Genomic DNA, 13,634 nt, shown 5'->3' with positions numbered 1-13,634 from the left:
GACAGACGTTTATTGTTTGGATTCCTGTTTACGGGTAAATTCAATCGGCAGCTTACCCATGGAGGTATCGGCCGTTCCTTTCACTTCTTTCTTTTCCTTCCAGATGACGACTTTCACATTTTCTCCGGCGTACACTGTTGTTGTCAGTTTTCCGTCAACTTCTTTCAATTCCTGATTTTTCACATTCAGTTGAGAGCCCGTAATATCTGCCACGCATTTACCTTCAAGCTGTTTTATGGTCACCTGATAATCCTGATAACCATAAGGAGCATCGGCTACTTTTGCTGTCCATGTTCCTTGTACGGCTTTGGTTAAGTCGCTTGCATAAGCTGTTGTATACAAGCTCAACAATACTATTGCTGCTAATAAAACACCGATTTTTTTCATTTTATACATAATTTTTGGTTCAACATCAGATTATTTTGTTCGGCATATTGTTTGCCGCTATATCAGATGAAGTTTCTCTAATTTATTGTTGTTTTATCCATTCGTAAACAGGATCAATCCCTTTTGTAAAATCGGAAAAACTCATTTCTATTACGACATCAGGTTTAATGGTGTTTACATTTTCATCTGTCCTCTTAAAATATTTTGTTGAATAGCTAACATATAATTTTGAATTTGGAAGCTGAAAGTTTCTTACTTCGCCAAAATGATTCGGTTTTCCTGCAGTTTCTTCACCCACAAATATAGCATTTGTCAATCGCTTGAAATCCATTGCATTCAGTATGGCAGAAGAAAATGTAGCCCTGCCTGATACCACATATACTTTTGTATCTGGACTTTCTTCTAAAAATTTAGCCAATTTCTCTATAAACACAGTACCTTGTAATGAGTTTCCGCCACCATTATATCTCAGGTCAAATATAACTTTTTGAACAGGTTTATTTTCTAATATATGAAATGCTCTTTCTTCAAACTCTTTAAATGAGGGTGTTTTTTCTGCGGTTTCTTTGTTGCCATGTTGCAATTCAAGTTCTTTGCTCCAACATTTATTATACAACATATAATATATTTTTTCTTCCGGAGAATACCAATCTGTAAAAAAGGCTCTTTCATTTTTCATACTGAAGGTAAGGGTCTCTGGTCTAAAGGATATCCGGTTATTTCGATTCATTAATGATGGTTTTAGCGTATAAATAAGGTTTTGATTTGTACTTGTTTTCAATCCCAGTTCAACCTGTTCTGTATCTGCAAAACCGAAATATTGCAAAATTGGTAGAACAGGAATTATTTGTGGAGTTGAATTCTTTATCATCGCCTGATTATCAATAGTGAATAATGTACTAACACTGTCTATTACCCTTTCTACCACAACTTGATTTATAGATAATAATCTACTACCCATCCCAATCAATTTTTTCATTTTGAGAACAGACTGTTGTGATAGATACTATAACTCCTGCTATTAATAGAATATACCGCTTCATTCTTTATAACCTGATATTCATACTTTGCGCATAACTGATTTCACTATTAAGCATAGATAATTTTTCCGATTCTATAATGACTAAAATTCATCCAACAGGAAGACAGCACTATCGAACTGGGTTGAAATATTAATTTCGATACCTGCATTCATTAAAAACTCTCCTTTAAAGACCTTGTCGTTACCCCAAAATGATGATCTTCCACGATTATTAATTTCCTTTATTCGATAAGATTTATCGGGGTGTAGCCCTTGTAAATAAATACGGGGAACAACTCCGCGATTATTGATTTCCGTACAAAATACGAACATTACAGCATTCTTGCTATCCTTGTTTACATACATCTGGGCAGCATAGTTGTTACCGGGATCGTAAGGCGAGATAAGGCGATATAAATCCCCTTTTGTGACAAGAGGTCTTACGTATGCCTTATAATCACGAATTGCCTGTTGGGCAAAATCCCAATCCTCTCCAACGATGTCTTTCGGTTGCAATTCAAGCCCCAGCCGACCGGTCATTGCGACGTCAAAACGGAACTTCAACGGCGTAATACGTCCTGTCTGGTGGTTCGGGCTGGTGGAAACGTGGGCTGCAGTGGCTACCGGAGGGTAGATCAGGTTGGTGGAATAGTGTATATACAGACGTTTGAGCGGATCTGTATTGTCCGATGTCCAGAATTCATCGTGATAGGGTAGTGAACCGTAGTCAACACGCCCACCGCCCGAAGCGCATACCTGAAATATAAGGTCGGGATATTTTTCCCTGATTTTCTCATAAATACTGTATAACCCCTTTGTATATTCTATCCAAAAATGGGTTTGTCTGTCTGCGTTTAAATAGGTCGATCCGACTTGTTCAACATGTCTGTTGGCATCCCATTTAATATAGGAAATACCCTTATTTTCCGTTAAGAGATTATCTACCATTTCCCAGATAAAATCCTGCACTTCAGGATTGGTTAAATCCAACAGTAACTGGTTCCTTAATGTTATTTTATCACGTCCCGGACTCTGCACGATCCAATCGGGATGTTTTTCGGCAAGCTCGCTTTTCGGATTAACCATCTCGGGTTCAATCCATATACCAAACCTTATTCCTTTACTCTCCGCATGATTGATCAGGTATTGCAATCCGTTCGGTAATTTTTTCTTGTTTACCTGCCAATCGCCCAATCCTGCGTTATCGCCATTACGGGGATATTTATTCCCGAACCAGCCGTCATCCAGCACAAACATTTCCACTCCCATACGGGCGGCATCGTCTATCATATCGATGATGGTCTGTTCTGTGAAATTAAAATAGGCTCCCTCCCAACTGTTCAACACTACAGGACGCTCTTCGTAACCTTTGTGTAGTGCATACGAACGGCTCCAATTATGGAAATTACGTGATATAAGACCTTGTCCTTCCCCGCTGTAGGTATAGATCATTTTAGGAGTCTCATAAGATTCACCCGTTTCAAGCGTGTAGTCCGATAAATAAGGATTTATACCGGCCAGAATATTTAAATGGTCTAATTCGTCCAATTCAAACGACAATTTATAATTACCCGACCATGCCAATGCCCCTCCGTAACAAATTCCTGCATTCTCTTGAACGGGATGGTTTAAAGATAGGATGAAAGACGGATTTTCGGTCTGGGTAGTCCGTACTCCTTTTTTCGATTCAATGCTCTTTATACCGTATTCGAGTTTCTCCTCCACGCGGTTTATTTCTCCCGCCCATGCCCCGTTGAAATGCGTCAGGTAATAGCTGCCGGCTTTCAGATTAAGGAATGAGGAATATATATTTTTCAGTTGTATACTGCCTTTTTCGTCGTTCTTTATCCTGACCCATTGAGCGATTACGTCTTCTTTATGGTATGACTCAAAATGCAGATATATGCTCAGGTCATACACCTTGTCTTTGAGGCTGATAATTGTATACGTAATATTTTCATCCTTTTTTATCACCTCTGTGTTCGTATATGCCAATTCCGTGATGAGACTGCCATCGGAATGAATCACGCTCAAAGCCGGTTCATTTACATAACCCAGGCCGTTTGTGGGATAGGCTTCATAACTCAGGTCCCGGTTTGTGTCGGCTTTTCCGTAGCTTTTTACATTTGCAAATACGGATTCGTCGTTCAATTTTCTTCCGTAGTAACGAAATGTCAATCTACCGGTTTCACTTACCGTGAAAATCAATGCAGTATTGTCGGTGTTTATCGAACAAACTTTATCATCCTGGGAAAATATAAGTTGCGATGTCAAAAAGAGTATTATAGTATAGATAATTCTATTTTTCATTATGATTAAAACTATTTATTCCTATATAAAATGTATCCTGCAGTGAAGAACTACAAAATTAAGATAAATATTAAAATTAATTGTACTTAAGTAGTTTTATATGCTAATCAGGTATTACAGCTTTTCCATTATTTATGTAAACTTGCTTAATAACAGGCCTTTCAGTATTACTGTTAGGTGCATGATACGAAATCATCAAACGCCCCTTAATATCGTTAAACAGCATGGCGTGGCCTCCATCATCATTATTCAACGGTTCGGCTTCCTGTGTCCAGGGGCCTAATAAATTCCCTGATTGTGAGGTTGCTTGCCCGATGGCATATTTTCCGTCCTTACGGAAACTCGACCACAACATAATCAATTGTCCATTGTCCAATGTATGAATGAAAGGTGCATCGGTAACTTTTCCGGTAGTATTTCCCGAAGAAATATCACCAACCCACGGAGCTTCCGATGCTTTAAACAGGACTTTGGGTTCGCCTATGGTTTCCGTGAGGTCTTCTTTGAGCTGTTGGGCAACGACCTCACCGTCTCCCACTTCGAGCCATTCATGGCAATATATTATCCATGGGGTTTTATCTTTATCGACATACAACGCCCCGTCGAGACTCATCCATTCCGATGGTGTAACCGCCCTGTTTACCACAGGTGCAAAAGGACCTTCGGGTTTATCGGCAACCAAAACGGATGTACCGCGTTTGATATTCGGAGCACTTAAAGTGATGAACAGGTAATATTTGTTCTGATAGTAATATACGTCGGGTGCCCAAAAATCAGATTTTCCCCAGAAATCATTGTTTGGGTTAAAAGCGATTCCCATATCTTTCCACATGGTCAGGTCCTTACTTTTGTAAACTCTGACTTTTTTATTCCCATTCACATGCATGTAATATACCTGATTTTCCCTGTCTACCAATATGAATGGATCGCGAACATGCATGTCATTTACTCTGAGGTCATAGATCTCCTCCGGTTCAGGTGTCGGCGTAGGGTTGTCAGAATTCGGATCTTTCCCGTTTTCACAACCTTGTATAAAGATAGTGTTTATAAAAAAGAAGAATAAAAGGAATGAATTAAATGCTTTTTTCATTGTTGTATATTTTCTGTTGACTTTTACTCCTTGTCTTATTTCTAAATTACTGTCCTTAGAGTAATAATTATATTGATTATTGCGGAATATCTTAAATAAGAGGTAAATAGTTTCTCCATATCAGTAGCTTTTAGTAGAGGGTGTATTAAACAAATTTTCATTTTTAGCACACCCTCTAAAATAACCTTTTGTTAATATCCCGGATTTTGTTTTATCCTTGGATTTTCAATCAATACATGCGATGGAAGAGGAAACAGTAGGTTTTTTTCACCGAAATTGTTTCCTATTTGTTGGCCGACTTCAATATATTTATTCATACGGATGAGATCCGGTCTTCTTTTGCCTTCATACCAAAATTCCCAACCCCTCTCTTTCAATATCCAATCCCGTAAGCTTTCTTTATCGGGAAAGTCAGACAGTTTGATAAGAAAATCCCCGGCACTGCCTGTTATTTGTTCCTTGGCCTCAAATATAATGTCATCGATCCAGATATCGTAATTATTTCCGGTGTTTCCCAATGCAAAGAATATTACGCAATTTCCGTCTTCTCCTGCGGGAGCTGTGTCAAAAGAAACATTTTTAACCTCACCGGCAGTCAAAGGAATAATCTCTGTGTGAGATAACGGTCCTTCGGAACGGAAATCGAGATTCATGTTTTGACTGGATTTAACCTTGAACCTGACTGAATAAGTCCGGCCTTTCTTTACGGGTTGGTTGTCGGCCCGTACCTGAAGAGTCCAAAATTCATTATTGGATCGTATTACGTTTATATGCAACGAATTTTCACCCGATAGCACACCTGTATTATCAATAGCGTAGGTCCATGCTGCACCGTTATTTTCATCATAATTATTCATTGTGAAAGAACCGGCAGCGTTCCCATTGATTTCCGTATCAAATTCCTCTTTCAAAATAATTTCAGAGGGGATGGATACTCCGGCTCCAAAGGCACGCTTCCGGATATCATTGATCAGATTGATACTTTGTTCATTAGGACCGTTCAGTTCATTCAATGCCTCTGCCTTGAACAATAACACTTCGGCATACCTGTCCATTACTTTGTCGTTTCCAGCCCATATGCCGGATGCCTCAGGGTCTATTCCGTATTTCAGGGGTAATGCGCCTATGTCTCCCGTTTCTCTCAGGTTGGTTATCGATCCGCTTTTTGTCCTGTATTCAACTACAGCCAACTCGCGTCTTTTATCATTTTCGTCAAACGTATCGTAAAAAGCCCAGGGCATACGATGTCCGTTCCATCCGTCGACCACATTGCCGTGAGGCGATGCGAAATCCCCGGGCAGAATATTGGCATAAGTATGATTACCGTAATCTGCCAATGCCTCGGCACGTATGACAAATATCAACTCCCGGTTACCTTCATTCTGGGCTGAGAATATATCCGCGTAATTTTCTTCGAGTCTGTAATAATTTAAGCCGATTATCTCATTTGCTATATTCAATGCCTCCTGCCATTCTTTCTTAAACATGTAGTATTTTAGCAAATAGTGTAGGGCAGCCCCTTTGGTTATTCTGCCGTATTGACTCCATTCGACGGGCAGTATATCGGCAGCGGCTCTTAGTTCTGTCCTGATGAATTCTTCCACAGATTCTGCCGAAGGTCTTTCAGGCCTATAATCAGGATCTGGATTGATGGCGCGTTCCGCTTCGATGATCATCGGCATAGGACCATAAAACCGGTAAAGGTCGAACATGAAAAAGGCGCGCAAAGCTTTGATTTGAGAGATATATTCGTTTTTCACCTCATCACTTAACCCACATTCTTCTATTCGTGCAATGGTATATGTACAGCGTGTGATATTGGGTGCAGTCCAATCGTAAAATCTTACGGCCATTGCTTCCTGGGTTGTCCATGTTCCGTTAAGAAAATTAGTCCAAGCCCATTTTGTAGTCCATTCGTCTGTTACGGCTACATCCATTACAAAAGAACTTCCGTCGGTGAACAGATAAGGCCCCCATCCTTTTTGCCTGAGTTCGTAGTACAACGCTGTAGTGGCGGCTTCCAAATCCTGGGGAGTTTTGAATGCATCTTCGTTGGTGATGGTCCCATACAGTTGAGGGTTTAAGTCTCCTTCACATGATAAGAAGTGCAACCCTAATAATAAAATAAATATATATTTAATTTTACCTTTCATGATTCTTGGTTTTAAAATTTAATATCCAGACCAAAAGAGAGTGTTTTTTGTTGCGGGTAAGAGGCCCTGTCGCGTTCTACTTCAGGATCAAAACCATTATAACCTGTTATTGTCAGCAAATTCTGTCCTGTGAAGAAAACTCTTGCATTCAGTCTATTTGTATTAAAAAGTCTCGTAATGTCATAGCCTAATGTCAGGTTTTTAAGACGCAAATACGAAGCTTTTTCGAAATGAGGCGCTCCAAACGCATCGTAACTATTAACTTCGCCGCTCGGCATAGTCGCGTCCAGATTGTCCGAGCCCCAGCGATTTTGGATCTCCCGCAGATAATTATAATTATCCCTTAGCATCTGCGTCCCGTAACTGCCATAGACACCATGTTCCACATGTGTGGAAGGCCACCTGTATGCTCCGACTGACGCATAAAGAAAAAGATTCAAATCAAATCCCTTGTATTTGAATTCATTATTAAATCCCATCGTGAACTTAGGGGCATGGGTGCCGATATAGACTACGTCAGCCTGGTCAATTTTGCCATCTGGTTTCCCCGTAAGATTGCCGTCCCCGTCCAAACCGTTTACGTCTTTGTACTTTTGTTGTCCGGGTAACAGACCGGGCATATGAGATGTTTCTTCACCCGGTTTCTTTATTCCGTCAGGGATAAGTGCGTATAAGGCGGAGAGAGGAGCGTCCTCTTTTTCATAAGGCCTTAGGATTACTTTCGGATCCCTTTCTTTCCACCTATCCCGGTAAGAGGTATAGATAAGGGTTGATTCCCAGTAAAGAGGCCCTTCCAGATTGATCGTATTCAACGTTACTTCAACACCCGAACTGCGCGTTTTCCCTATATTCCAGGGGATATTGCCTATAATGGATGTATGAGGTAATGCCCGGTAACTGAGCAAGTCTTTTATTTCTTTGTAAAATATGTCTATACTTCCGTTTATTCTGTTGCGGAAAAATCCGTAATCTACTCCGAAATTGGCTTCTGTTGTCGTTTCCCACTTCAGGTTGGGATTCCCGAATTTACCTAAATTTACTCCGCGTTTTTCACTATCACCAAAGTAGTAATTCCTACCCTCAAATTGATAATATTCGGATGCCGCACCATTCCCTATATTCTCATTGCCTACTTGTCCCACACTGACTCTCAGTTTAGCATCGGACAGCCAATCAATATTGTGGAGAAAGTCTTCATTTATAGCACGCCAGGCAAAAGCCCCTGATGGAAAAAAAGCATAACGGTTGTTTTCCCCGAAACGGTCGCTGCCGTCGATACGTCCCGTAAATGTAAATAAATATTTATCGGAAAGTGAGTATTGAACACGCCCGAAGTAAGATGCCAGTACGTGTTTTGATTTGGATGAACTCACCACCGGCCTTCTTTCCCCTGCCTGTAATCTATACCATGAAATGGCATCGGAGGTAAATCCCATAGCCCGGGCGTAGGCGTCTTCATAATTCATTACCTGGTAGGAGTAACCTCCCATCGCGATGAATTTATGTTTGTCGTTTAGTGTTTGTTGAAAGTTAACAACAGCATCGGCTGAGTAATCCTCCCTATATGCCGAGTTGATGTTGGCATCACCCCCGATCTGACTGCCATAACGCGTTGTCATTGGGTAATAGGCTTGCCGGAGTCCGTCTCGGATATCAGTACCGCCTGATAATTTTATCCAAAGTATATCTTGTATGATATGAAAATTAGTGTAAGCTGTTGCTAAAAAACGTTTTGTCTTTGTCTTATCCTGCATGTCGAGATAAGAAAGCGGATGATTCAACAATGCCTGATTGGGATCTTCTATCCATGCTCCGGTAGAGGGATTTCTTTCAGCTTTGATAAGAGGACTGTAGTTTAAAGCCGATTCGATTATTCCGGCGGCAGCATCGCGTCCACCACCCAATGCTGCATTATTTTCCGTAGCATATGAGCCAAGGGCCGATATCCCATAATCCCACCATTTGACTATCTTGTGGTCGAGATTATAACGAAGGCTGTACCTGCTGTAACCTGACGTTTTTATAACCCCTTCCTGATCGAAAACGTTGAACGATACAAGCGATTTAATGTCATCATTTCCGTAGGTAATTGTCAGGTTGTGCTGATTGACCTTTCCGGTGCGGGTAATCAGGTCATACCAGTTGGTACCTACTCCGGCAGCACGGATTTCTTCTTCCGTATATTTAGGATAATAAGGGCTTACGTTGGAAGGATCGGTGTTGCCGTAAGGAAATATCGTATTGGCCATCAGATACAGTTCTTTATTATAGCGTTCCTGCTCTCTCATGAATTCACTTCCGTTCAGCAATTCGGGCCTTTTGATAATTTGCTGTATGGAGGTATTCATATTATACTCAACCTGTGTTTGATTCGTTCCGCGTTTAGTTGTAATCAGGACAACACCATTGGCGCCCCTTGCTCCATAGATAGCCGTAGCTGAGGCATCTTTCAGTATTTCGATGGAGGCAATGTCATTCGGATTGATATCGCTGAGAGGACTGCGGTTCCCCGCACTCCATTGTGTTCCACTACCGGGAGAAATGCCATCGTTCACGATAGGAAAGCCATCAATTACATAGAGCGGTTGATTTCCTGCTCCTGTCGATGCTGCCCCACGGATAAGTACTTCTATTCCACCTCCGGGTTGGGCGCTTGTTTGGGAAACAGTAAGCCCGGCTGCGCGTCCCATCAGCATTTCGGAGAAATCAGGAGAAGAGGATTTTACCAGATCTTCAGGTTTGACAGATACAATAGAAGCATTTATATCACTTCTTCTCATGGTTCCGTATCCAATGACAACAATTTCATCCAGAAGCTTCTCCTCCTCTTCCAGGACTATATTTATTGTATTCATGTTACCGGTATTCACATGCTTGGTCTTATAGCCTACATAAGAAACAATAAGAGTGGTTTTTTCGGGGATCTTGATCGTGAATTTTCCATCTATATCAGTAACAGTTCCCCTGGATGAGTTTACTTCCATGACGGAAACGCCAATGAGTGGTTCGCCTGCATTGTCGGTTACTTTTCCATTGATCTCCTTTCCTTCAACAACCTGTTGTATAGGATGCGATGCTGTATCCGTTTGGGAAACAGACATAATTATTATTCGTTTGTCTTGTATCCTAAATGTTGTTTTCGTACCTTTGAGCACTTCGGAGAGCACTTTATCGAGAGATTGATTCTTTACTTGAATGGATCTCTTTTGTGTCACATCGATAGTAGAAGTATTGAATGCGATAGTAAGCCCCGTTTGTTTTTCAATCTCTTCAAAAATGTCGGCTATTGTTACATTGTTTTTTTGAATGCTTACAGACGGTGTCTGTGCCGAAATATTGAAGGATATTGATAAGCATAATAACAAGACTAAATGATGAATGGAAAAAGTTTTCCGTTTTGATATTATTTTTTTCATTATGAGATTTATTTTTAAAATTTGTCGTTAAATACATATTTTACAATTGCTTTGACGTATATTGGATGTATTTGCGATTTCAAACCGGAAAGTGACCTGCAAGTAAAACTTTCCGGTTCTTTTTTTCATGGGCTTTTATTTTTTTTGCCTGTTTTTATTAATAATAGTTCGGTAAATTTTCACTTAACAATCATATAGTCAAACAGTTAAAGCATCCGTTTTAAAAGATATATTTACTATTAATAATCAAGTAGTTATAAGCAACCTTTTGAAAAAAATACCGAACTGTGGTATTAATAGATATATATATTATCTCCTTCTATCCTGTAGTTGAATCTGTTAATCAATAATTGTATTGTTTTGAATATCTCGTAAAGAGATTCGTCAGGGGTGAATTTTACAGTAAGTTTTTCGCCTTTGATTTCTTTGTAATTGGCATATATCCTGACATCATATTTGCGTTGAATTTCCTGCATGATATCCTCTATATCTGCATTCTGAAAAGATAAATATCCTTTTTCCCAGGCCAATTCAAGTTCCAGCTTAGCCTGCCGTATGAATGTCTTTCCGGTTTCCCTGTCAAGCACAATCTGCTGCGAAGGTTCAAGGATAAAGTTTTCTTCGGAGTTTTTCATATCTATTCTTACCTTTCCGTCCACTAAAGTCGCTATAGTTTCGCTGTTCTCAACGTAAGAAGAGACATTGAATATAGTTCCCAAAGCTTCTATATTCATATCGTTAGTTTTTACGATAAAGGGTCTTTTTTTGTCATGACTGACTGTAAATTTAGCTTCTCCACTTAAAAAAACCTCTCTTCTTTTCGCCGTAAAATTGCGGGGATACACAATGATCGAACCGTAATTCATTGTTACTGATGAACCGTCAGGTAAATCTATTGTCCGGAGATTGGCATTGGGGGTAAAATATTCGACAAATTCCACGGATTGGGTTTCCGAATTTTTTACGTACAAATAAGCTGCCAGGCTCGTTATGATAGGAATTAAGAGAACTGCAGCAATACGTATTAATTTAGGAGTTACTCTCAACCTCTGTTTTCTTTTGTCAACACCAAAACGGGCAATCACTTCATTGAATGAGTCCTTTGTCGACGGATCGGCTATCGACTCGATTCTGTTCCACTGTTCAAACAAGGCTTTTTCTTTCTCTGATTCTGATATCGGAGCCAAGAACCATCGGTAGAATTTTTGTTTTGTTTCTGTCGGATGGTCATCTTCAAAAAACAATTGTACTATTTGGCGGATTTTAGACATATGTTCATTCTCTTTTATATATTTCGATAACTTGAAAAAGAAGGAGCACACCTAATCAAGTAGGTGTTTTTTTGTTTTTTTAATTAGATTGATTGAATTCTGAAAACCATGTTAAGGGTGAAGATCCATGAAGAGCGATAGAAGGGAAAAGACTGAGATTATCTTTTTTATTTTTTTTAATGCCAGATTTAAATGGTTTTCCACGGTTTTTTTTGAGATATTCAGATTTTTTGCAATTTCATCGTTGGTAAGACCTTCCATTCGACTCATTTTATACACTTTTCTCCTTTGTGAAGGCATCCTGTTTACGATTAATTCGACGAGTAATTCAAGTTCTTTGGCATAAAATTCTTCTTCAATAGAATAGTCTTCTTTCAATTTAAAGTTATCCACAAGGATCTCTTCTTGGTGTCTTTGAGAAATAAAGTCTAAAGCTTCATTACGTGCAATACGGTAAATGTAGGCATCCCGGTATTCGATACCTGTGATTTTATCAAAGTTTTCCCATATTTTCACAAATACATCCTGAGTTAATTCTTCTGCTATTGCAGGAGATTTAACAAAGCGGGTTATGAAACATTTTACTTTCGGAAAATATTTCATAAACATATCCTCATATAATTTTAGTTTGTTCTTGTCCAAAATTCTTTATTGGTGGATTTATCGTAAACAAACACACTATTTTGTATCATAAAATAACAAAGAACTTGGGATGCTATCGGACGGATTTCTTATAATCTTCGAAAAATGCCTGTGCCATCCAATTGGCCATCGCCTGGCGATTATTGCTCGAAAGAATACGCCGGCGATCGAACTCGTTCTGGATATTTCCTACTTCTACCAGGATGGACGGGGGTTCTAAATGGAGGAGCACATACAGATTGCGCTGCTCCACAAATCCCCCGAATCCTCTGCCCGGCTGGTGTGTATCGTATTTTACGCGGAACAGATCCCTCATGGTGGTCGCTAACAATTTGGAATGTTTGTCGGTGGAGTGATAAAAAAATACATCGATGCGTTTTCCCTTGTTGCGGCTGTCCACATGGATATCTATGGCGCGTATATGATCAAACGTTCCCTTATCCCGATCGTACAGCTCGTTCACTTTGTCCACACGTTGTTTCAGCCGGTCAAGCTGGTTCCTGGGGATAGGTTCGCCCATGCATGTCTCGTTGGAGCTGTTATTCAGGTACATTTCGTCGCGGACGCCGTCGTTCGGATCCTGGATGATCACATATACCGTGGCGCCGTCCATCATCAGGTTGCGTGCAAGACGCAAGGCTATATCGTATGCATATTCATCTTCGTGCAGTTCTCTTTTACTTACGTGCGCAACGGCTCCCGGATCAGGGCCGCCATGCCCGCTGATAATATAAAAGCAGGCGTTTTTCAACCGGTCAGACTGCGGTGTGATGTCGCTCAGTTTTTTTCCGAAAATAGCCGGATCAGTCCCTCCTGGTACCGTTTCCCCGGAAGGGGGATATTCATCGCCCGGGTGGAGCGGCGGGATCAGGTAAACCGTGCCTAATTCCAGTCCGCCCTGGGCATTGAGCCTGCCGGCATTCAGTTGAATAAATTCCTGTACATAGGAATCGTCGATCCTGTTCCACCGGCGCAGGAAAGAAAGTACGCCGTCACCTTCCACCGGATAGGCCATATCTTGTGCCGTTAACGGTAGAATTCCCAGTAGGAATATCCCGATAAGGCTGCGAAAAAAATAAATCTTCATACCCAAACTACATAAATTTCATCCGGCGGCGGAAAAATAACAACGGGAATTGTAAAATATGTTGTCCGGACCGCCCTCAAAAATAACTATTTTATTTCTCTTTCCATGCCCATAGAAAGAACCGATAATACATTTTAACCTTTATTCGAAACTATCTGCCTGTTTTATTACTACCTTTGTCGGCGACAAAATGAATGTGGACAGATTTGAACTGCTTGCAACCACAGAAAAAAATGCTAAAACGCTTTACCGCATTT

Annotated in this window: 9 protein-coding genes; all 9 read right to left on the bottom strand. The window is 40.3% G+C overall.

What is annotated here, in order from left to right; all coding sequences use genetic code 11:
- Positions 1-9: 9 nt before the first annotated feature.
- Positions 10-387: a hypothetical protein gene (locus Q0502_RS13985; RefSeq protein ID WP_298651863.1), complete on the bottom strand. Its 378-nt coding sequence runs from the start codon at positions 385-387 to the stop codon at positions 10-12.
- A gap of 82 nt (positions 388-469) precedes the next feature.
- Positions 470-1,366, bottom strand: coding sequence for a S41 family peptidase (locus Q0502_RS13980; RefSeq protein ID WP_298651861.1), 897 nt, complete (start codon positions 1,364-1,366; stop codon positions 470-472).
- A gap of 144 nt (positions 1,367-1,510) precedes the next feature.
- A complete protein-coding gene (locus Q0502_RS13975) occupies positions 1,511-3,718 on the bottom strand; it encodes an alpha-galactosidase (RefSeq protein ID WP_298651858.1) in 2,208 nt (735 codons plus the stop codon).
- 103 nt (positions 3,719-3,821) lie between these two features.
- Complete coding sequence (locus tag Q0502_RS13970; protein WP_298651855.1) at positions 3,822-4,808, bottom strand: glycoside hydrolase family 43 protein; 987 nt, start codon at positions 4,806-4,808, stop codon at positions 3,822-3,824.
- Positions 4,809-4,999: 191 nt separating this feature from the next.
- Positions 5,000-6,961, bottom strand: a complete 1,962-nt coding sequence (locus tag Q0502_RS13965) for a RagB/SusD family nutrient uptake outer membrane protein (RefSeq protein ID WP_298651853.1) — start codon at positions 6,959-6,961, stop codon at positions 5,000-5,002.
- Between the two features lie 11 nt (positions 6,962-6,972).
- Positions 6,973-10,377 (bottom strand): TonB-dependent receptor, encoded by a 3,405-nt coding sequence (locus Q0502_RS13960; protein ID WP_298651851.1) that lies wholly within the window; start codon positions 10,375-10,377, stop codon positions 6,973-6,975.
- 293 nt (positions 10,378-10,670) lie between these two features.
- Positions 10,671-11,648, bottom strand: coding sequence for a FecR family protein (locus Q0502_RS13955; RefSeq protein WP_298651848.1), 978 nt, complete (start codon positions 11,646-11,648; stop codon positions 10,671-10,673).
- A 111-nt stretch (positions 11,649-11,759) separates the two neighbouring features.
- Positions 11,760-12,290 (bottom strand): RNA polymerase sigma-70 factor, encoded by a 531-nt coding sequence (locus Q0502_RS13950; RefSeq protein WP_298651845.1) that lies wholly within the window; start codon positions 12,288-12,290, stop codon positions 11,760-11,762.
- Between the two features lie 73 nt (positions 12,291-12,363).
- Entirely contained in the window at positions 12,364-13,377 is a 1,014-nt protein-coding gene (locus Q0502_RS13945; protein ID WP_298651843.1) for an N-acetylmuramoyl-L-alanine amidase, read from the bottom strand.
- Between the last annotated feature and the right edge of the window lie 257 nt (positions 13,378-13,634).

It is taken from the genome of uncultured Proteiniphilum sp., assembly GCF_937873925.1.
In the GTDB taxonomy this organism is placed as follows: domain Bacteria; phylum Bacteroidota; class Bacteroidia; order Bacteroidales; family Dysgonomonadaceae; genus Proteiniphilum.
Note: the sequence above shows the minus strand (reverse complement) of the source record. Positions and strands in the feature narration are given on the sequence as shown.